This is a genomic window from Alicyclobacillus sp. TC, assembly GCF_016804365.1.
GTDB classification, from domain to species: Bacteria; Bacillota; Bacilli; order Alicyclobacillales; family Alicyclobacillaceae; genus Alicyclobacillus_I; species Alicyclobacillus_I tolerans.
The window spans coordinates 2,390,076-2,411,668 of the sequence record NZ_CP044434.1 but is presented as its reverse complement, the minus strand read 5'-3'; the positions used below and the strand labels follow the sequence as shown (position 1 = coordinate 2,411,668).

Below are 21,593 nucleotides of genomic sequence, written 5' to 3'. Positions count from 1 at the left end.
GCACAGCTATCATTGAGTGTTTCTGATAGCTGCCAAATTGTTGATATTAAATGTAGTTTATCATTTCTAATCCGTTCTTGTTTCCTTCCATAACAGCCATTTTCTCTGGATGCATGATATATCAGGACGGAAGGATAAGGCTTGTAGATGATTCTGAGTCACAAAACGGATTGGTAAAATGTAAAGTTGTAATTTCTCGGCACTTTGCCAAAGTTGATATATACGATACAATCTTTTTTGGCAAGAGGAAAAATTTTAATCAGAAAGGACGAATCAATGGCGTATTTATCAGCACATCAAGTCGCGCACTACGCTTATGAAGCGGGATTTCGAGGCAGTTCTCTGGTGACAGCGGTAGCGATTGCCGACAGTGAATCATCATTCAATTCTACAGCAGTCAATCCGGATCATTCGTGTTTCGGGCTTTGGCAAATCAGTGATTCCAATCGTGGAGCCCAACCAGATCTACTTTTTCATCCATTGGATAATGCACGAATGGCATACTTTATTAGTGATGGTGGGTTCAATTGGAGTGCATGGACTTCTTTTGACAGCGGATCGTACAAACAATTTTTAGGAATTGCAGAACATAGTGTATTAGAAGTAGAGCAGTCGGCCCATTTTCCTCGAATCAATGTACGAGTCGATGGTCAGCCGTTTATGGCAGTTGAAGTAGGCAATTCAACGTATATGCTATGGACGATTCTCGCAAAGTGGGGTATTCCCTACAAATATCTCGGTAACGGTAAATTCTCCATTGATGGACGAAAGGTAAAAGGCTTTGTCTATAAAGGCAGCAGCTATATCAAGTGGCGTTCCATACCGAATATCCAGGTTAATAAAGTCAATGGAGAATTTAACTTCACTGAGAGCCGTTGAGACCTGCAACCAGTTGGGTGCTATACGGAATTTCAATGATTGAACAGCGGGAATTGTGGCGCAAGCCATTCAGGAAAATTTTATCGCTCTATCCCTTTGGGGATAGGGCGATTGTTATAATTCTCGAGTTTATCGACACTTTCTGTCGACTCACCTACAATAGAGTGAAAAAGGTGCGATCGCGTTGTTCAGGTATAGTCTGGGAGGGGAGCGAATGAATCTCGAAATAAGTCTGGGTATGAGTCAAGAACTGTCGCAAAGACTGGCGCTTACACCTCAGATGACGCAATCCATCCAGATTTTAAGTTGCAATATATATGAATTGCGGGATTACTTGTTGGACGCTGTTAGCCAAAATCCCTGTCTTGAGGTGGTGGAACCTCAAAACTTCGTCCGTTCAGCGGGGGGGCGTAGCGGTGTGCAAATGGATGATTGGTTAGCTGCACGACCTTACCAGCCCTCACTGGTTGAACATGTCACCCAACAAGTACGCTGTTTGCTCCATACGTCCGAAGAGATGCGAATTGCTGAATACCTCATTGGTTCGTTGGATGAGTCAGGATATTTGCGTGTACCATTAACAGAAGTTGCAAATGGTTTAGGTCAAACTGTGCAAACTGTAGAACGTGTATTAGGAACTGTGCAATCGTGCGATCCACCAGGAATTGGTGCGCGCAATTTGCAAGAATGTCTTTCGTTACAAGTTGGTCAGTATTCTCCTCAAATCAGTCAACCCTTGCTCTTATTGATACAGCATTTACCCGATCTTGCTGCCGGGCGTTATCGCCAAGTTAAGAAGATATTAGGCATAGATGACGCTCATTTCGAACAACTCATGGTACAGTTGCGTTCATTGAATCCTCGCCCGGCTAGTGGTTATACGGTAGTTCAGCGAGATACCCTTCTGCCGGATGTGCGTGTATGGATGACAGACTTTGGCTGGGAAATGGATATCGAAGAGCGAATCTTGCCGATGATACGTGTGTCTGACGAGTATAGCCAGATTCTTCACCATGCAGAAGAGAGCGTTAGGGATTATGTGCAGCAACAGTACCGTGCGTTGATGTGGTTGCAACAATGCGTCTTACAAAGACAGAGAACGATTCGCAGAATTGTAAACATTGTATTGGAAGTGCAAAACCATTATTTGCAGTCCAATTCTGATTGTCTGGAGCCTTTGTCCATGCGTGATGTTGCACTTCGTCTTGACTTACATCCATCTACGGTCAGTCGTGCAGTGCGAGGTAAATTTTTGCAGACACCACGCGGGACCTATGCAATGAAGTTTTTTTTCAGTCATCGTCTGCATCCAGAAGAAGACTTATCAGCGCAAGCGATTCAACAACATTTGAAAAACTGGATAGAACGGGAGCCCCCTGAACGTCCGTTCTCTGATGCGGAAATCGCTCAAAAACTCAGTGTACAGCCAGGGGTTCAATTGTCCCGGCGTACGGTTGCTAAATATCGTGATCAGCTTGGCATACCCAATTCTTCTTTGCGCAAGCGAAAGGGATTCGGAGGTTTTTTCTAAATTCTGAAAACAATCTTTTCAGTAACAGAGGGTATGGCTAGGCTATAATATGTAAAATAGGATTGGGAAATTGAAGGTTAAAATGCGTCCATTGGATCAAAAAAGGAGAACATGCATGAGCCATCATGATCACAGTCACAACCATTCCCATGACCATGCGGATATTTTTCATAGTCACGCTCCTGCGGGAAAAATGCAACTTGCTTTTTTTCTGACTTTATTTATTTTTGCAGCCGAAATTGCGGGTGGTTGGTTATCGCACAGTCTTGCGCTCTTTTCTGATGCAGGCCATGTTCTGACGGATATTGCAGCGATTGGATTGTCATGGTTTGCTATGAAACAATCAGAGAAACCTGCTAATCAAGAGATGACATTTGGCTATTATCGAGCGGGGATACTGGCGGCCTTTCTCAATGGATTGTTGCTCATTCTGGTAACGCTCTGGATACTTTGGGAAGCTTATCAACGTTTTCAGCATCCGCAATCAGTATCGCCGGGCTGGATGTTTGTCAGTGCTGGTGTGGGACTTTGTATCAATCTATATTTAGGATTAGGAATGCGTCATGAAGAAGATATCAATGTCAAGAGCGCCGTTTTGCATATGCTTGGCGATGCTGCTGCATCAGCAGGTGTGATTATAGGTGGTCTAATTATTTTATTCACACGCTGGTATCTGGTCGATCCGTTGTTAAGTGTGCTCATTGCTGTTTTGATTGCTTTGGGAGCATGGAGAATTGTCAAGCAAGCAGTTGGGATTCTCATGGAAGGGACACCAAAAGGAATTCAATTTGAGAAAGTTGTCAATGAGATTAAGTCAGTACAGGGAGTTCAAGGGGTTCATGATATCCATATGTGGAGCATTACCAATGGGAAAAATGCACTTTCCTGTCATATTATACTTGATGGCCATATGAGTATACAGGAAAGTCAAATCATCCTGCGAGCCATAGAACATCGGCTGGCTCATGTCGGTATTGGCCATGCCACCATTCAAATCGAAGACTCAAACCATCCTCATACAGACTCCGAATTCTGTGCAGCCATTGAGACCCACAATCATTCATGAAAACACTGTTTTTTTCATTTCTCCAACGTTTTTAGAAAAACAGCCCAAAAATTTTAGTAAAATAAATAGAATATATTCTTGATATTTTTCTAGTTTTTTATTCGATTTTTATAAAAATGACAAGTTTTTTGGGTAAAAAAGAACTATTGACAAATTGAAAACGGAATCATAGACTAATCTCCAAGATAAAATATGAGCATTAATTGAAATAATTTTACTAAAAAAGAGAGTGATAAGATGCCGACCATAAAAGATGTAGCTGAGAAGGCATCCGTCTCCATTGCTACCGTTTCACGTGTTTTAAACGGAGACAGAACATTGGCTGTTCCGGAAAGCACACGTCTTCGAGTCTTTCGTGCTGCAGAAGAATTGCATTATGTTGCCAAACGTCGACGCCGGGAAAAAGATACGGCAACTGTTAAGAAAATCGGCATTATTCCTTTTGGTAACGAGGAACTTGAGAATCAGGACCCATACTTTTTGAGTATTCGCCGCGGGATTGAGACGGAGTGTAACAGGCAGGGGATTGAAGCTTCGCTTTTATTAGGATGGAGAAATCTGAATGAAGGAAGAAGTGATTTAGGGGAATTTGATTGGGTGATGGTTATTGGTGAACCCGATCCATTTTATACCGCTTTGGAAAATCAGGCAAAGAATTTGATTTTTATCGATTCTTCGCCCAATCCAGAGAGATTTTTTTCAGTTGTAACGGATTTTGAGCGTATTACACATTTGGTTCTCAGACATCTCATGAAGTTAGGTCATACGCGCATTGGTTTTATCGGTGGGAGTCGGCTTTCAAGACGAGATGAACGACATGTCGCTTTTGAAAACTATATGAGAGAGCAGGGGCTGTTTCGGGAAGATTGGGTTTTTATTGGACCTTGGTCCATTAATGGCGGGTATGAATTAGCCAAGCAAGCTCTACAGTCAGATGATTTGCCATCCGCGTTTTTTGTAGCCAGTGATCCTATGGCAGTTGGCGTCATTCACGCCTTGCGTGAAGCCAAGCTCTCTGTTCCTGGAGACATAGCGATTGTCGGCTGCGACGATATTGATATGGCAGCGTACATGAATCCGGCATTAACGACCATTCGTATTCCGGCTGAACGTATGGGGAAATTGGCAGTGCAGATTTTGCTTGGATCTGTCCATGAAAATGAGGGGCCATTCCAAATTACTCTACCTTCAGAATTGGTGATTCGTGAGAGTTGTGGTTCATCTTTAGAACCATCTTGAAAAGAGGCTTGAGGAATTGAGAAGTATCCATACAGCGACAGATAAAGCAGTTCTAACCAAACCATAAGGAGGCGTAGAACCAATGTCACATGCCCGTTCTGCTTGGTGGGTCAATGCTTTGATTTATGCAGTACTTTGCGTGGGGGCGTGTATCTCCATTTTCCCGTATCTCATTTCTATTTTAACTTCCCTCAAACCGGCTAACGAGGTTTATGCAGGCCATTTATTTCCTTCTCATGTTGATTTTAAAAATTATCTAGAAGTTTGGACGTCAGTTCCGTTTGGACGTTATTTGCTGAATACGTTGTTTGTGTCCGTGGTCATTGTCTTGGGGCAACTCATTTTTGGATCACTCGCAGCCTATGCTTTTGCCCGCATGCGGTTTATGGGACGCAACGTATTGTTCATGATTTATTTGAGCACATTGATGGTTCCTAATATTGTGACTCTGATTCCGCTTTTCATTTTAATGAAAGATTTAGGTTGGATTAATTCTTACGCGGCTTTGATTGCCCCAACTGTATTGAGTACGCCAGTAGGGATATTTCTTCTTCGGCAATTTTTTCTTGGTATACCGGGAGATATTGAGGAAGCCGCACGAATTGATGGCGCGGGTGTGGTTAGAATTTTCCTGCAAATCATTCTTCCCCTCAGTCGGCCCATCCTTGCGACGTTAGCGATTATCACTTTTGTAACTTCCTGGAACAACTTTTTATGGCCATTGATTGTCACCAATACGGATCAATATAAGGTGGTCAGTCTGGGAATTGCGTCCTTCCAATTGCAGTATGGCGCAGAGTGGAACGAATTGATGGCTGCAGCTACAATCGCGCTCTTGCCTCTGATTATCCTGTTTATCCTGTTCCAAAAACAAATTATTCGCTCTATTCAATTGACAGGATTGAAATAAAGCACTCAGTCTGATCGATAGGCTGGAGAGGGGGCGAGGCTTGGCGTTTGCTCTGGTTTGTATGAAATTTTCATTAATTTAAAATTTAGGGGGTAAATATATGAAAAAAAATAAAACTTGGAAATGGATTACTGGTGCTTCTGTCTTATCCTTGACCTGCGCAGTAACTGCTTGTGGTAGCCCGCAGTCGAGTAATACCTCTTCAGGTGGAGGCAGTTCGGATGGTAAAGTAGTTCATCTGACTTACATGTTATGGGATCCAAATGAAGAAGTTGGATATCAGAAATCGATTGATGTGTTTGAAAAGTTACATCCAAATATTCAAGTAACCATTGAACAGTATCCGTGGGCTCAATATTGGCAGAAGCTTCAAACCGAAATGGCAGCAGGGGATGCTCCAGACGTTTTTTGGGATCATGTAACCTACTTTCCTACGTTCGTACAAAATGGCCAGTTGTTAAATCTTAAGCCTTTTATTGAGAAGGATCATCTCAATCTATCCATCTACTATCCCAATCTGCTCAAGCAATATGAATATCAAGGTGGGATTTATGGATTACCCAAGGATTGGGATACTATCGCTATTTTCTATAACAAAAATCTCTTCAAGAAAGCGGGTATACCAGCTCCTAATCATTTGACATGGAACCCGCAGAATGGCGGGACGCTTTTACAAACTGCTGAAGAATTGACTGTAGATGCAAATGGCAAACATCCTGGACAACCGGGTTTCAATCCGAATGATATCAAGCAATATGGATTTTTCTCAGGAAACAACAACCAGGTATTCTACTACAATTTTATTGCCGAAAATGGCGGGAAAATTATTGACCATCCTTTTGGTCACAAGATGCTTCTCAATAGTCCACAATCTGTAGCAGCACTGCAAAATTTAGTGGATATGATTTACAAATACCATGTGTCCCCAGGCGGCTCTGATGTCACCCAGCCGAATGTTGGTTCAAACGCCATTCAACTGTTCGATGAAGGCAAAGTAGCCATGTATACAGATGGTGACTGGGATTTAACTCCTGTGGTCAAAGGAGCTAACTTCCCTGTGGGTATAGCACCCTTGCCAGTCGGACCAGATGGTCGGGTTTCAGTCATGAATGGTTTGTCGGATGCGATTTATGCGCATACCAAACATCCACATGCAGCGTGGGAGCTAGTCAAATGGCTGGCTAGCAAACAGTCGGAGAAAATTTTGGCTTCAGGCGGCTATGTATGGCCTGGAATTCCGTCACTCGCTCCGCTGTTTGCAGAGTCATGGGCGAAGCGCGGTGTCAACGTTACACCATTCTTGAATGAGTCTCATGGTCAGACGATTAGCTTCCCCATTACAACCAATTGGTCGCAAGCGAGCACAGCTATAGACAATGAGTTCAATTTGCTCTGGTTAAATCAAATATCGGCCCAAAAGGCGGCGCAAGTTGCTGTTCAAAATGCAGATGCGGCACTTTCTGGTCAATGAATCTGGAACAGGCAGAGGGAGGTGCTTTGCTGTGCCTCCCTTCCTCAAAATTCTCTCTTTTGTCCGATGGACGGAAGACGATAGGCTTCAGAAAGCGAGGTGTAAACCGTGAGTTTTGATACCAAGATGTTGTCTACTCGGATGCCTAGAGAAAAAATCAAAAAATCGAAACTAACATCGCAAGGTATTACACCCTATCTCTTTGTTTTCCCCAGTTTTGTTGGCGTTTTATTGTTTATGTTAATTCCGGCTATAGCAGTGCTAGTAATTAGTTTATTGCATTGGAATTTGCTTTCGTCTCCTTCTTTTGCTGGCCTGAGTAACTACACGAAAGTTTTTCACGATCCAACGGCACTTCACTCTATGCTGATCACGGTTTACTATGTTTTGCTGAATATTCCACTTCAAACGGTGTTAGCCATCATTTTGGCGTTACTTCTCAATCGTAGATTGCCTGGGATGGCCATTTTTCGGGCTTTGTTTGTCATACCTTGGTTGGCTATGCCGGTAGCAGTAGGTGTGGTTTGGCAATGGATTTTGCAGCCCACGGGCATGCTTGACTCACTGTTACAGGTGTTGCATCTACCGCAAATTGATTGGCTTGGGACACAACACTGGGCTTTACCTGCAGTTGCAATGGTAAACATATGGCAGTGGACCGGTTACAATATGCTCTTTTTTCTAGCTGGCTTGCAAGGTATCCCAGCCTACCTTTACGAGGCAGCCGAGTTGGATGGAGCCTCACCGATTCGTAAATTTTTCACGATAACATTGCCGCTCTTGCGACCCACATTACTTTTTGTGCTCATTACTTCAGTGATTGGATCGTTTCAAGTATTTGATACAGTCTATGTAATGACTCAGGGAGGACCGGGTCAAGCAACCAATGTGTATAATTTCTATATTTTCCAGGAAGGATTTCAGTTCTTTCATATGGGATTTGCTTCTGCTTTATCCGTAATTTTATTTGTTGTCATTTTGCTAGTCACTTTGTTGCAGTTTGCCTATTTCCGCAACCGTACAACTTACGATTTAAGCTAACCACGACTTTCCCAAAGAAGAGAGATGTGAGAAATGCAAATTTTGTTTGATCCTGAAGAGCAATTGTTCCATCTTCAAAACAAACACACCAGTTATGTCATGAAGGTTACAGAGGAAGGGTACTTAGCACATCTCTATTGGGGAAGGAAATTGCGTTCCTCTTCAACTGCACATTTACTGAAGATGATAGATCGTCCTTTTTCGCCCAATTGTAATCCTGAAAATCCTGCTTTTTCTCTGGACACACTTCCTCAAGAGTATCCTGTTTATGGTCATGGAGATTTTCGCGTTCCCGCATTAGAGGCTATTTTTGCGGATGGCACATCCGTTGTTGATTTGCGATACAGGAACCATCGAATTCTGGAAGGTAAACCTGCATTGGCTGGGCTTCCTATGATCTATACAGAATCTCCGCATGAAGCTTTGACGCTGGAAATCGATTTGTTCGATCCGGTTCAGGAGTTACAGGTTACGTTACTTTATACCGTGTTCTCACAAATCGGGGTGATTACGCGATCGGCCCGATTGTATAATGCTGGCCAACAACCTATTCAGCTGACTCGAGCATTGAGTATGAGTCTTGATTTACCGTGTTCTTCCTGGGATATGATGCAACTTTCTGGTGCCTGGGGAAGAGAGCGTCATTTGGTTCGTCGACCCGTGGTCCCTGGATTGCAAGCGGTAGAAAGTCGTCGTGGAGCGAGTAGTCATCATCAAAATCCATTTTTAGCGTTAATGGCTTCTGATGCTAGGGATACACATGGTGAAGTAATGGCGGTTAATCTAGTATACAGTGGTAATTTTCTGGCACTCGCTGAACAAGATTCCTTGCAGCAGACACGTCTTCAAATAGGAATCAATCCAGCAGATTTTTCATGGTTATTAGAGCCTGGTGAAATTTTTCAAACACCAGAAGCGGTACTGGTCTATTCTGCTGAAGGTTTAGATGGAATGACGGAGATATTTCACAACGCCTATCGAGAGAGACTTTGTCGTGGCCTTCATCGCCATCAACCGAGACCTATTCTTATTAATAATTGGGAAGCTACGTATTTTGCTTTTGATGAAGAAAAACTTTTACAACTTGCTAAAGAAGCAGGTCAGTTGGGCATTGAACTATTTGTGCTGGACGATGGTTGGTTTGGTCAAAGGGATAATGACAAAACGTCTCTGGGCGATTGGCGAGTGAATTTGAAAAAACTCCCGCATGGATTAGATGGATTGGCCGAATCTATTGCCGAAAAGGGTATGAAGTTTGGCCTTTGGTTTGAGCCGGAGATGGTATCGCCAGAAAGTCAGTTGTTTAGAGAACATCCTGATTGGTGCTTGCATGTGCCTGGTCGTCGTTCTTCTACAGGTCGTCATCAATATGTTCTGGATTTTTCACGAAAAGATGTTTGTGATTTTATCGTCCATTCAGTGAGTGAAATACTGTCGTCTGCGCCCATTCAGTATGTAAAATGGGATATGAATCGCCATATGACAGAAATCGGATCGGCCTGTTTGCCAGTTGAACGACAACGAGAGACGGCGCATCGCTATATGCTTGGTCTCTATGCAGTCATGGAAACTTTGACAACACGTTTTCCTGAAGTGCTCTTTGAGAGTTGTTCCGGGGGTGGAGGACGATTCGATCCTGGCATGCTTTACTATATGCCTCAGACATGGACGAGTGATAATACAGACGCTATTGAACGTCTTTATATTCAATACGGTACTGCTCTGGTTTATCCCCCTATCACCATGGGGGCCCATGTTTCTGCTGTACCCAATCATCAGGTGCAGCGAACAACACCGCTTGCCACACGCGGGATTGTTGCCATGGGAGGGAATTTTGGTTACGAATTGGACATTACAAAGTTAACAAATGAAGAAAAAAATATCGTAGCAGAACAGGTTGAAACCTATAAGCAAATTCGAGAAACGGTTCAATTTGGTCGTTACTTTGCTTTAGCTAATCCATTTGAGGGCGATTTTTATGCTTGGATGTTTGTATCCCAGAACAGACAACAGGCGGTTGTTTCTTGTGTTACGAAGCTTCAACAGGCCAATCATGCTATACATCGGTTGCGTCTTAAAGGCCTGGATGCTGAAGCTCAATATCGTGTGGAACTTGTGCAAGGGATGTCTTATGAAAGTGATATTTATGGCGGCGATGAATTAATGTACGCGGGGATAGCCATTCCTTATTTCACAACTGATTTTCAATCTTGTATGTGGAAGTTGTCCAAGCTGAACGCCTAAACGAAAAGCAAACCCTATCCATTGGCCCTATCTCGCGATAGAGGCCAATTTTTGATGAACGATAAATTCAATTCAATTCTCTCATCTTCATGAGAAGTTTATATATTTTCTATACATAGATTCTTTTTAGAAGTATTCTTATAGATGGGATGAAAATAAATTTTTTAAGATATAGACAGAGAATATTATGGAAGTAAGGTGAGTGATGCCGTGAATGGGGATGTGGAACAACTCTCCAAAGCACTGCTTGAGGGAAACCGGGTCACGGCATGGACTCTTTTGCGAAGATACGCAAACGATATAGGTGATAGTTTGGGTGTATATGATTATCTAACCCAAACCATGAGATGGATTGGCCAGTTATGGATGGAAAACGAAATTACAGTGGCGGATGAACATCTGGCGACTGGTATTTGTGATTATATTTTATCCCAATATGCTTACTATCATTTAGCGGATAATCGTTACGCGCATCAAACTGTCAGAAATCAACGGGCCATGTTTTTTTGTGTTGAGGGAGAGAGTCATTATTTGGGGCTCAAGATGGTTCGTTTATTGTTTCAAGAAGCCGGTTACGAGACCGTGTTTTTAGGAACGCAAATTCCCTTAGCTGAAACAATCGAGTATGCCAAGCAATTTCAGCCATCTATTATTGGTATTTCAGCATCCATGTCCTACCATCTTCCGTCTGTCGTCAAGGCGGTTGAAGCGTTTCATTCTTTGAAAACTCTTGAGAAGTTTAAAATCATTGTAGGTGGACGTCTGATACAGCAAATCGCGGATGATGTTTCCAGGTTTTCGCATTGTCTACTATTTCACAACCTGAAAGAAGTTCAGCACTGGTTAGAGAATGACGCGAATTCGTCTTTGCGTCCTCGTTTGGGGTGAGCAGAATTGTGGATCGATGCTGGGGAATTTATCAGTTATTTTGTGATCGATCCGGAGTTTCATATCCTCTATGCTTCGCCAGCTGGTCAAAATAAATTTGCTACGCCAAACAATTTTTTAAATATAGTGGATGAAGGAAGTCTGTCGAAAGTAGGGTCTTTTATTCGCCCGGATAGGCCTATCATGCAGTTGGAAGTTAATCTGATGACCAAAAAAAATCAGATTGAGCTTAATAAATTGGAGGTTATTTGGGACTCACCTGGGAAAGCGACGATTCTTTGTCATACTATGCAAAGCGAAACGGACGAATTGACACGGCAGCTTGAAAATATTCGAAAAAAACTTGAAGCTGTTCCCTTTCCTATACTTCAGTCGTTGGAAACTGCCCAATGGTTGTCAGATTCAGCTCTTTCTCATCCAAATTGGCTTTGGGTACAGAAAAAGATAGGCCAATTGATCAACCCTCTTAAGCAATCATTATTGCGTTTGGAAAATTTATTAGAAGAACAGAATCTTCAGGAAGAAAAACAACAGACAGATGATCAATTAAACGAAAAACTGTTGCATGAACTCAGTGTGGCAGAGTTACTGATTTCTCAATTACAAGCCGATTATTCGCTAATTTCTGGAGAACAGCACAAACTGGACTTTGTTCGGCTTCTTCAGTCGATTTTGCACGAATTTGATGAAGTCATTGCAAAAGAAAACATCTCAGTTCAATTGGACGCGTGGTTAGAAAATAGTGAACTGTGGTTTAATGCCCATCAACTTGCGCAAATTTTGCGAACTCTTATTTATCATTCTATGCAGTCAGTGTTAGGGCTTGGCAGAGACCAATTGCGATATATTCATTTTGATGTACGGAAACATGAAAAAATTTTACAATTGACGATTTATCATAACGGATGGATGGTCGATGAATGGGTATTGGAACAAATGTTTCATCCTACTTCTCTCGATCAGCAACCCTTGGCTTTTTTGCATTTAGATTTAGTGCGTAAATGGGTTGAGGAAAGCGGTGGGAAACTGAAAGTGACTAAACGAGAACAGAATGGAACAACACTCTGCCTCTCTTTGTCTTTATTAAAATCATCATCGTAATATATATACGCTTAAAATAGGTTAGCTTATAAAAATACGTTACAATGAAATCTGAGAGTGGCCTATGGGTTGTGCATCATGTTTGGAGCATCCGGTAGATTGGATGACAGTAAGGAGGATATAGAATGAAATATCGTCATTTGGGTAAAAGCGGTCTTGAAGTGTCTGTCATTGGCCTGGGTACCAATGCATTTGGAGGTCGTGCAGATAAGGCAAGCTCCATTCGTATCATTCATCAGGCGCTTGACGCTGGACTGAACATGATTGATACGGCAAACGTATATACCAACACACAGTCAGAATCAATAATTGGCGATGCGCTGATCGGTCGGCGTTCTGCAGCCATACTGGCTACAAAAGGTGGTATGCCGCGTGGAGAAGGAGCCAATCGACGTGGTGCTACGCGCATTCACTTAACGACTGAGTTAGAAGGAAGTTTACGAAGATTACAGACAGACTATGTTGATCTGTATCAGGTGCATACTTTTGATCCCCATACGCCACTGGAAGAGACGTTAGCTGCTTTAGATGATTTTATTTCTTCTGGGAAAGTGCGTTATATAGGAGCTTCTAATTTTCAGGCTTGGGAATTAATGAAGTCCTTGAGCTTGAGTGAACGTCACCACTGGGCTAAGTTTATTTCTGTACAACCTTGCTATTCATTGGCAGATAGAACCATTGAACAAGAACTCATACCCATGTGTGTCTCAGAAGGCGTTGGAATTATACCTTATTTTCCGCTGGCTGGAGGTATTCTGACAGGCAAATACACTAAAGACAGTACACCTCAAGGTTCACGAGCAGAGAAAGATCCGAATTTTGCTAAGAAGCTTGATGACAGTCGCATAGAACTAGGAAATCAGGTGGCTCAGCTTGCAGAAAAACTCGGTGCTACAGCGACGACGCTTTCTTTAGCCTGGCTGTTGCATCAGCCTGCTGTTTCTACAGTTATTGTGGGCGCCACTAAAGTAGAGCAATTGGAGCAAAACTTACAGGCTGCTGAATTGGAACTTTCGGCGGACACGCTGCAAACGCTCGATGAAATGAGCAAGTCGTTTGTATACGCGCCGCCATTTGCTGTATATCGTCCGCTTGGATAAAGGGATGTGCCTTAGGGCATGGGTTCGCCACGGGCGGTAATCCAAAGGTCATACCATTCTTCCCGACTTAGTTCGATATTTGCAGCATCTTTGCAGGCAAGAATACGTTCTTTGTTTCGAGTACCAATTACAGCCTGAATTCCTGCAGGATGGCGAAGCAACCATGCAATTAGGATGGACTCCACTGTGGTGTGTTTTTTTTCAGCGTATTCGCTTAACTTGGCTGCAGTTTTTTGTACGACAGGAGGAGCCTCAGCAAGGTTTTGTGCGCCTGTATAGGCACCTTGAGCCAACGGTCCCCATGCCTGAATTTGAATATTGTGAGTCCGACAATATTCTATAGTACCTTCAGGAAAAATATCGCCTATTGCAGGTTGGCGATTAATATTGATTCCTACATTGACAAAATCATGGTGCAACAAACTCATTTCTAATTGGTTCACAACAATAGGCTGTACTACGGCTGTCTTGAGAAATTCAATTTGGCTGCCGCTCATATTGGATACTCCAAACCAACGCACTTTCCCAGCCTGTTGTAAAATATCGAAGGCAGCAGCTACTTCCTCCGGTTCAACAAGCGGATCAGGTCGATGGAGGAGAAGAATGTCTAAGTAATCCACACCAAGTCGTTGTAAAATACCGTCTACGCAGTGAAGGATGTATTCTTTAGAAAAATCAAAGCGAGTAAAAGAGGCTTGTTCATCTGCAAAACGAATACCGCATTTGGATTGCAATAGAATTTCCGAACGCAAACTGGGTCTTTCTTTCAGCACATAAGAGAACGCTTTTTCTGCATTGCCGGACTTATAGATGTTAGCGTGATCGAAAAAATGAATACCAATTGAGAGGGCAGCGTCCACAGCTTCATGGGCTTCTTTGATGTCTGCTTGGCTGAGCGGTGTACGTCCGCTCCAATCTGCACCACCAAGTCCCATGCAACCGTAGATCAAAGGCGTCGCTGCTAAACCTCGTTTTTGTAAGGGTAAGATTCTGGACATAAAACAGTCTCCTTTGCTGCATAAGTCATTTTTGGAAAAAGTTAATCCAAGTTCCATTGTACACAATGCTATACAAGACATCCCGTTTTGGTATGATTTCGCTCAAAAATCTCAATCAAGGAGAGAACGATATGGAAATCCGCCGATTTGTGGTATCTCCTTTTCAGGCCAATTGCTATGTTTATTTCAATCCTCTTCAAGAACATCGACCAGCTGTTCTTATAGATCCTGGCGATCTCGATTTACAGCCTGTTTTTGATTTTCTGGATGAGCAGAAGCTTACTTTACAGGCAGTCTACTGCACACATGGGCATATTGATCATGTATCCGGTGTAGATGTGGTTCGATCTCGTTACTCAGTGCCAGTTTATATTCACCGGGCTGATGCAGACACGGTATGGAAGGCTTTGCCCCAAACGGCTAAGCGTGTTTATGGGCATGAAATACCGTCCTTGGCAGCTCCAGATGGATATTTTAAGGAAGGCGACCAACTTGATTTTGCTGGTGAGACTTTTACTGTGATGGAGACGCCGGGACATTCGCCAGGCTCAGTATTGTTTATTGGGAAAGAGTTGGTATTTACAGGAGATACTTTGTTTGCAGGCAGCATTGGTCGGACAGATTTGGATTTTGCCAACCCTTTGGATATGCAGACGTCTTTACGCAAATTGCTTGTATTGCGAGACGAATTCAAACTATATCCAGGTCATATGGGGGCTACCACTATGGAAATGGAGCGAGAAAGCAATCCTTTTTTGTTACGCTTGCAGTAAACTCAGCAATATGAAAGGCCTCGTATTGTGTGCGAGGCCTTGCTGATGCTCATAGAACGAAGTGGCTAATATCTTTCTCCATGGTTTGGTGCAAGATACCAGCTTCTTCAAAACGCTCGCCTATGGGTAAATAATTTAGTTTTTCATAGAAAGCGAGCGCTTGTATTTGGGCATTCAGGCGAGCTTTGATAAAGCCGCGTTTTCTTGCTTGTGCTTCCATAGCCCGCATTAGGGCTTCGCCGTATCCTTGTCCTCTGGCTTCTTGCAAGATCGCTACGCGTTCGATTTTGATGGTTTGTAGTTGATAAGGGCGAAAACGCGCGGTACCTATTGGTTGCTTGTTCACGGTCAGCAACCAGTGGGATGTTTCGGAATGTGTGTCGTACTCGTCTAATTCAAGAGATTCCGGAACATGCTGTTCTTCCACAAAAACTATTTTCCTGATTTGCAGAGCTTGTTGTTTTTGGCTTTCACTCGTCACCTCAAAAATTTGAACGTCCAAGTGCGCACAACCTTTCTCCATCCAGCCTTACTTGTAGTTCTTGCTTGCTAGCGCAGGTATTTGCTGTCATCTTGGCATCAAGTATACAATGTTTCTATCAGTCTTGTGTGCGGAGGTGCTGGACGCGGAAAGCATGGGCATGTTGCCGCCAGTTCAGGGCAGGACGTTTAAAAAACTCTTATTTATCAGTTCTGTCATCAGCGTTACGTGCTTTGTCGGCGCTTTTCTGATTGGCGTCTTTGAAAGGAAAGCTCTCCTGGGGTTGAGTTTAATAGGGTTATCCATCTTGCTCGAAGCTCAACCTGCGGCAGTAGCCAGCCTACCTATGGGATTTCATCCACTTTCAGGAGCGATCATCAGCATTTTGGCCAATTTTATCCCTCTGCCGTTTTTGATGCTTTTTTTTCATCAATTATTGCAGAAGTGGCGTTGGCTTCGAAAGAAACTATTGAAGACCAAACGTTGGTCACGTAAATATGGACATTACGGCGTATGGTTTCTTGTAGTTCTATCTCCGTTTATTGGTGCGTATGCCTGTGTTACTTTGGCTTATGGTATGCATTGGCGGCCTGTGCCCACATTTGTAAGCATTTCCATAGGTGTTATTGGTTCAGCATTACTGATTACATATGGAGGCGACTTTATTTTGCATATATTTCATCCTTTTTCGTTTGGAATGAATCACCGATGAAAGAGAAGATAAACATTCATCCTATTGCTAGACGTTTGATGGAGACAAGATTTTTGCGCAGTGTTGGTCAAGGAGCACTGGCAGTTGATTTCACACTCTATTTACATGCGCGTGGTTGGGATGCAACCGAAATAGGTCTACTTCTCATGGGGGGAGGACTTGCTAATAGTGCTCTCAGTTTATTGGTTGGGATAACCAGTGATCGTGTAGGGCGCAAATTATTTTTGGTTTTTTATGAAATAGGTCTGTTGGCAGCTACGTTGTGGCTTACATTGGCTCCGTCTATAGGGGTGCTGATTTTATCTGCGGTTTTATTTGGTTTTGGTCGTGGGGCCAACGGAGCGTCAGGCCCATTTGCGCCAGCTGAGCAAGCCTGGCTTGCCAAGTATATCCCTGGTCGTCAGAGAGGTTCCATTTTTAGTTGGAATGCGGCGTTGCAGTTTTGGGGCATGGGAATTGGTTCTTTGCTTGCAGGTTTTCTGCCGAGAATGCTTCCGGGCACATCGGGTTCGCACCGTTTTTTGCTTTTATTTGTCTTAAACGCCGTGATAGCGGCTATCAACTTGTTGCAAATTGCGACATTGCGAGAGGATGCTCCTGTACCGGAAGAACTTCCATTCCGGAAAGAAAAAAGCTTGGAAAAGCAATCTGCGTCAAACGATTCAGTTATACAGGGACAAAAAGAAGTGGTCATGTCTGCAGCAGAAAGCGAAAAAGAAATTCGACATCGAGAAAATCGTGCCCTTTTATTGTTGGCTGTTATCAATCTCGTCAATTCAGTGGGTGTAGGACTCGTAGCGCCGCTACTCCCGTACTGGTTTGACGTGAAATTTGGGGTTGGCCCTTCGGCCATTGGTCCAGTTTACGCGCTTACTTTCGTGTTAACAGGACTTTCTTCCATTGGAATAGGTCGATTGACGCAACGTTTTGGATTAGTACAGTCGATTGTCTGGCCGCGTTTATTAGGAGTAGCCCTGCTGGTCGCCTTGCCCTTTGTTCCAACTTTTTCTTGGGCTGCGCTATTATATGTGGTACGTTCCATTGTCAATCGCGGTTCCATGGGAGCGCGCCAAGCACTATCCGTTAGTCTTGTTCGTGACAAAAGACGAGGTTTTGCCAGTAGTCTGAATAATTTAAGTTGGAGCCTTGCGGCATCTTTTGGTCCTGCTGTGGGTGGCTGGTTGCTCGATCGCGTTTCTTTCTTTTGGCCGTTTTTAATCGCTTCGTTCTTACAATTGGCGTATGTTTTTCTCTTTCAGCGTTTCATGCGCCCATACGATAACATGTCAACAACAGCCTCGCCTAAATCGGCAAGCCATTCTTGAATACAAAAGGATGGTTATTTTCAATGAAGGCGAGTGTGTGCACAATATACATCATGCTGTATGACCAGATGCTTGATTTCAGGAGACAAATTGAGCTGTCCTTTACTTTTCGGACACGCTCTATCCCCTATTTGTACTCTTCAACCCCGTTATATCATTCGACAAGACCGGATGTTAGTAGGAGAAGCGCTACAAAAACCAGAAGTGCGTGTGTGGTTGGAAAAGAAGCTGGAAATGTTTCGTGTGTATAGTGAAAAACAAAAACATGTAGGTTGAAGCGGGGATCAACATGAACACATCGACCGTCATGCATCAAATGAGCGGAGATTTGGGTATTTTATTGGCAATAATCTTTATTCTATTCGTAGGACTTCGGTTGTTTGCCGCAAAATTCAAGGGAAAAATGGGCGAATTGAAAGTCGATGGATTGCTGGTCAAACTTCCGTCTACAACCTATCACACCTTGGACAATGTGCTGCTTCGCAAGAAAGATGGTCGCACATCACAAATCGATCACATTGTGGTTTCCAAATTTGGTGTATTCGTGATCGAAACAAAAAACCGTGGTGGACAAATTGTAGGCACAGAAAACCAATACAAGAGATGGAGCCGAGAAGACCTCATTCTCAATGCCGCGAATGTAGAAGGAGAAGAGTTTATCCAACCATCCCTGATTTGTTAGCTGATCATTCAAACCGTGAGATGGAATGGTTTTCTGGCTTATCCGAGCGAGAAAAAACCATTCTGTATGGATTGTACTGGGAAGGAAAAAATCAACGGGAATTATCCAGACAAATAGGGATTTCCCAAACAACGATTAGCCACATACACCGTCAAGCGATTCGGAAATTAAAGGAGCAGATACAAAATGAGGGATAGAACACAGAAGGTACACAATCTTTTGGAACAAGTCAGACAAAACAAGGAAGTAGATGTCTTTCTGTTAGGTCGATATTTCCGAGAAGAGATCGGTCAGCAAGTGTCATCTGTGCCGAGATGGTGGAGAGGGGAAGCTCAATCGCAAGTTTGTACAGGAATGTTGGAAGAGGTTCTGAAAAAAATTTTTGAAGAGCATGCTCAAAATGGGGAGTAGAGGTGCTTTTAAAGAGTAGAGGGGCAAAACGAAAGCCCCTCACCACTCCGGCCGGGTGGGGAACATGAAACGGAGGGTAAAAAATGACACAAGTGATTACAGTAACTGCTCCCGGAACAACAGGTTTTGATACCGCGTCCATTCTAGACTCATCACAGATTGCAACAATGTGGGATAATTCCCCATATTTAATTGCACTAGCTGATGTAGCTTCAGGTACTACAAGTGAAATACAGAACCATGTTCAACAACTATTAAACCAAGGGTTTTATGTTGGATTGTACAGAGGATATTACTCTGGCATGTTTGATTCTGATCCTAGTTCTGTTGGTGCTGCACACGCTCAACAGTGTATAGATGTAGCGAATGGATTTTCTGGCGCAGCAGGAATGACATTATGGTGTGATTTGGAGGGAGCAACTGCTAATACGACGATTCAGGACATCATCGACTATGCTAATTCTTTTAATAGCACTTGCCAAGCAGCTGGTTATGAAGGGGGAGTATATGTGGGAGATGATGAACCTTATGCTCAAATGGACGGCTTACAGTTGTACTACGATTTAACAACTTCACATTATTGGAGATGCTGCTCATCTAGTAATTGGCCTACTGTTGATAATGGGCAAGTAAGGGGATGGCAGATACTCCAGACTAGTTGCGAATATGATTATGATGGAATTGTTGACAATGATTCCATACAAACAGACCAACTTGGAGGTAATGCAGTTTTTATTAAACTTTCTTGAAGATTGGATAGGAGACCAGGTTGATAACCTGAGTCTCCCTATTTCCAATTACATTTTATTAATACGCATGAACAACGATACGCAATGCAGAAACTGGATCACCGACATACTTGAATGAATATATTTTGTTTCCTTTTTGCCAAACTATAGTCGTTTTGAGTGTACTATCAGACGGATGATATTGATTGGAATTGTCACTCACAAGAATTGCGCCAATTTTCTCTGGAATGGGCATCATATGTGAGTGCAAATATTCAGCAATAGACTGCATAATCTTTTTCCCGTTTTGATTGGTTGATAAAAATTGTCCTTGAATGGTCCATTGTCCCTCGTTCCATAAATATACATAGTTACCGGCACCGCCGATAAACTGAGATTTTATTCCATATCCTAAATTGACTAAAGGATTTTGAAGATGACCATAATTTGGGATCATTTGCTGGATAGCATCAGTTGCTTGAATACTATTATTGAAAGTCTGTGTCTGAATATTAGTATTAGAATGAACAATTTGGGTTGTTGATGATGTCTGTTCGGGACTAGAAAGAGCACCCGAATTAGTTGAATTGGGTTGAACTACAACTGTGAAATGCGCAGAATGTTTCCCGTCACTAACATTCACCAAATAATGCCCAGGTTTACTCCACTTAGCTGTTAGATCAAACTCACCTTGAGCATTCGTTTTCACCATGTATCCAGATGAATGGTCAGGAAGTCCCACCACGCTTTATTGGATGTTAGGTATACCTTGATGTGATTGATTCAATACCACGCCACGAATTTGAACCGACTGGTTAGTGAAAACTTGCATATGAGAATGAGGCACAACTATATTTGCAACTTGATTTTGGGTATTCCTTGGAGATGTACTATGTTGCGATGTATTCGGGCTTCCTGTAGAAGAAGGATGATGAGTGATCCCACACCCGGTCACGGTCAAACACGTCAATGCAAGCATAGACGCCGTCAGTCCCCAGATTCGTTTTTGCACAAAAACCACCCCTAGTCTCGATTGTTCACCTGTATAGACGTACCCGATACACATTTTGTGACAGGAGCAATTTCCATCCATCAAAATTGATGTTTTTTTGACGTTTTTCTAATCCACAAACATGGTACGCTCCTTGTAGAAAGTGTACTTCTCCACAAAGGGGTGTATTTTTTATGTTGGGGCGCAGTCATATGGGAATTGGCGCAGTGGGTGCTGTCGTGGCCACACCTTTTCTACTCCACGAATCCTGGGAACCCATGCGCCGCCTTCTAAGCCACAGTGGGCGGACGATCCCGCACATGCTCATCTTGCAAGCCATTCTTGTTGCAGCGTTTGTCATCGGCTCACTTTTGCCTGATCTCGATGAACCGAATGCGCTCGCTTCTCGCGATTTGGAGCGCTTCATGGCCTTGCCCGTCTATGCCTTGTTGGTTGGCATTGTGTTTTTGCTTCACAGAGAAACCTCTCTCGACGCTTGGGGAATGGTTATCGTATTGACGCTTGCCTTTCGGACTTCTCGCAATCTTTCCAGACGTTTGGGATTGGGACTCATTGCGGTACTCCTCGCGTATCTCGCCTGGAAACATCATCTATCTTGGCAGGCGACCATCCCTATCGCTCTTTGGTGTGTAGGCGCTATGTTCTCCAAACATCGTACCTTCACGCACAGCCTTATCGCTGTTTTTATGCTCGGGTACGGGTTTTGGCACGTCCATACCATTTTTTCTGACGTACATGTAGCGGTTCTTGGTCTTATGATTGGCTACATCCTGCATCTGATTGCGGATGCCATAGCGGGAGGCGTACCGCTGTTTTGGCCTTGGTCGAAGCGATTGGGGATACGAATCCTCACTACGGGAAGTGCATGGGACCATATGATTGGCGGATTGACTGTGTTTGGCTTCCTCGCTCTGGCGTTGTTCTAAGCGTTCCATGGGGCAATGTGTTCGGTCTCTGACGGATCTAATTCCGCTTGAATAGGAAAAGTTGTATCATCAGCA

The 21,593-nt window shown here is 43.3% G+C and carries 23 protein-coding genes; 19 read left to right on the top strand and 4 right to left on the bottom strand.

What is annotated here, in order from left to right; genetic code table 11:
- Positions 1-276: 276 nt before the first annotated feature.
- From FY534_RS11900 to FY534_RS11850, 11 genes are all read left to right on the top strand, one after another.
- Positions 277-879 (top strand): transglycosylase SLT domain-containing protein, encoded by a 603-nt coding sequence (locus FY534_RS11900; RefSeq protein WP_072874578.1) that lies wholly within the window; start codon positions 277-279, stop codon positions 877-879.
- Between the two features lie 214 nt (positions 880-1,093).
- Positions 1,094-2,410, top strand: coding sequence for an RNA polymerase factor sigma-54 (gene rpoN, locus FY534_RS11895; RefSeq protein ID WP_203114668.1), 1,317 nt, complete (start codon positions 1,094-1,096; stop codon positions 2,408-2,410).
- Between the two features lie 115 nt (positions 2,411-2,525).
- The gene (locus tag FY534_RS11890; protein WP_203114667.1) at positions 2,526-3,476 is read left to right on the top strand and encodes a cation diffusion facilitator family transporter; all 951 of its coding nucleotides are present in this window, start codon (positions 2,526-2,528) and stop codon (positions 3,474-3,476) included.
- 237 nt (positions 3,477-3,713) lie between these two features.
- Positions 3,714-4,715 carry a LacI family DNA-binding transcriptional regulator gene (locus tag FY534_RS11885; RefSeq protein WP_203114666.1) on the top strand — a complete coding sequence of 334 codons (1,002 nt, stop codon included), beginning with the start codon at positions 3,714-3,716 and terminating at the stop codon, positions 4,713-4,715.
- A gap of 82 nt (positions 4,716-4,797) precedes the next feature.
- A complete protein-coding gene (locus FY534_RS11880) occupies positions 4,798-5,625 on the top strand; it encodes a carbohydrate ABC transporter permease (RefSeq protein WP_072874574.1) in 828 nt (275 codons plus the stop codon).
- Positions 5,626-5,725: 100 nt separating this feature from the next.
- Positions 5,726-7,096 (top strand): ABC transporter substrate-binding protein, encoded by a 1,371-nt coding sequence (locus FY534_RS11875; protein WP_203114665.1) that lies wholly within the window; start codon positions 5,726-5,728, stop codon positions 7,094-7,096.
- 108 nt (positions 7,097-7,204) lie between these two features.
- Positions 7,205-8,137, top strand: a complete 933-nt coding sequence (locus FY534_RS11870; protein ID WP_238413543.1) for a carbohydrate ABC transporter permease — start codon at positions 7,205-7,207, stop codon at positions 8,135-8,137.
- Between the two features lie 33 nt (positions 8,138-8,170).
- A complete protein-coding gene (locus tag FY534_RS11865; protein ID WP_203114664.1) occupies positions 8,171-10,381 on the top strand; it encodes an alpha-galactosidase in 2,211 nt (736 codons plus the stop codon).
- 210 nt (positions 10,382-10,591) lie between these two features.
- Positions 10,592-11,269, top strand: a complete 678-nt coding sequence (locus FY534_RS11860; protein WP_072874571.1) for a cobalamin B12-binding domain-containing protein — start codon at positions 10,592-10,594, stop codon at positions 11,267-11,269.
- 6 nt (positions 11,270-11,275) lie between these two features.
- Positions 11,276-12,370, top strand: coding sequence for a HAMP domain-containing histidine kinase (locus tag FY534_RS11855; RefSeq protein WP_203114663.1), 1,095 nt, complete (start codon positions 11,276-11,278; stop codon positions 12,368-12,370).
- 125 nt (positions 12,371-12,495) lie between these two features.
- A complete protein-coding gene (locus FY534_RS11850) occupies positions 12,496-13,470 on the top strand; it encodes an aldo/keto reductase (protein ID WP_203114662.1) in 975 nt (324 codons plus the stop codon).
- Between the two features lie 11 nt (positions 13,471-13,481).
- Here the strand turns inward: FY534_RS11850 and FY534_RS11845 are convergent, their stop codons facing one another.
- The gene (locus FY534_RS11845; protein ID WP_072874568.1) at positions 13,482-14,468 is read right to left on the bottom strand and encodes an aldo/keto reductase; all 987 of its coding nucleotides are present in this window, start codon (positions 14,466-14,468) and stop codon (positions 13,482-13,484) included.
- Positions 14,469-14,599: 131 nt separating this feature from the next.
- Here FY534_RS11845 and FY534_RS11840 point away from each other — a divergent pair, with 131 nt between their 5' ends.
- The gene (locus tag FY534_RS11840) at positions 14,600-15,241 is read left to right on the top strand and encodes an MBL fold metallo-hydrolase (protein WP_072874567.1); all 642 of its coding nucleotides are present in this window, start codon (positions 14,600-14,602) and stop codon (positions 15,239-15,241) included.
- Positions 15,242-15,290: 49 nt separating this feature from the next.
- Here the strand turns inward: FY534_RS11840 and FY534_RS11835 are convergent, their stop codons facing one another.
- Positions 15,291-15,743: a GNAT family N-acetyltransferase gene (locus FY534_RS11835; RefSeq protein ID WP_238413542.1), complete on the bottom strand. Its 453-nt coding sequence runs from the start codon at positions 15,741-15,743 to the stop codon at positions 15,291-15,293.
- Positions 15,744-15,876: 133 nt separating this feature from the next.
- On the opposite strand from FY534_RS11835, the gene FY534_RS11830 reads away from it, so the two are divergent.
- The 6 genes from FY534_RS11830 (at position 15,877) to FY534_RS11800 (ending at position 19,601) form a co-directional block, all read left to right on the top strand.
- Positions 15,877-16,434 carry a small multi-drug export protein gene (locus FY534_RS11830; protein WP_238413541.1) on the top strand — a complete coding sequence of 186 codons (558 nt, stop codon included), beginning with the start codon at positions 15,877-15,879 and terminating at the stop codon, positions 16,432-16,434.
- Positions 16,431-17,759, top strand: coding sequence for an MFS transporter (locus tag FY534_RS11825; protein WP_203114660.1), 1,329 nt, complete (start codon positions 16,431-16,433; stop codon positions 17,757-17,759). Before FY534_RS11830 ends, FY534_RS11825 begins: the two co-directional genes overlap by 4 nt.
- A gap of 289 nt (positions 17,760-18,048) precedes the next feature.
- The gene (locus FY534_RS11815) at positions 18,049-18,441 is read left to right on the top strand and encodes a nuclease-related domain-containing protein (protein WP_203114658.1); all 393 of its coding nucleotides are present in this window, start codon (positions 18,049-18,051) and stop codon (positions 18,439-18,441) included.
- A complete protein-coding gene (locus FY534_RS15085) occupies positions 18,363-18,638 on the top strand; it encodes a sigma-70 family RNA polymerase sigma factor (protein ID WP_370541533.1) in 276 nt (91 codons plus the stop codon). Before FY534_RS11815 ends, FY534_RS15085 begins: the two co-directional genes overlap by 79 nt.
- Complete coding sequence (locus FY534_RS11805; RefSeq protein ID WP_203114656.1) at positions 18,628-18,852, top strand: hypothetical protein; 225 nt, start codon at positions 18,628-18,630, stop codon at positions 18,850-18,852. Before FY534_RS15085 ends, FY534_RS11805 begins: the two co-directional genes overlap by 11 nt.
- 83 nt (positions 18,853-18,935) lie before the next feature.
- Positions 18,936-19,601, top strand: coding sequence for a glycoside hydrolase domain-containing protein (locus tag FY534_RS11800; protein WP_203114655.1), 666 nt, complete (start codon positions 18,936-18,938; stop codon positions 19,599-19,601).
- Between the two features lie 58 nt (positions 19,602-19,659).
- Here FY534_RS11800 and FY534_RS11795 read toward each other — a convergent pair whose 3' ends face one another.
- Together FY534_RS11795 and FY534_RS11790 are read right to left on the bottom strand one after the other, a co-directional pair.
- Positions 19,660-20,289, bottom strand: coding sequence for a hypothetical protein (locus tag FY534_RS11795; RefSeq protein WP_203114654.1), 630 nt, complete (start codon positions 20,287-20,289; stop codon positions 19,660-19,662).
- Positions 20,290-20,328: 39 nt separating this feature from the next.
- Positions 20,329-20,592 (bottom strand): hypothetical protein, encoded by a 264-nt coding sequence (locus tag FY534_RS11790; RefSeq protein WP_203114653.1) that lies wholly within the window; start codon positions 20,590-20,592, stop codon positions 20,329-20,331.
- A gap of 173 nt (positions 20,593-20,765) precedes the next feature.
- On the opposite strand from FY534_RS11790, the gene FY534_RS11785 reads away from it, so the two are divergent.
- A complete protein-coding gene (locus FY534_RS11785) occupies positions 20,766-21,518 on the top strand; it encodes a metal-dependent hydrolase (RefSeq protein WP_203114652.1) in 753 nt (250 codons plus the stop codon).
- The last annotated feature ends 75 nt before the right edge of the window (positions 21,519-21,593 follow it).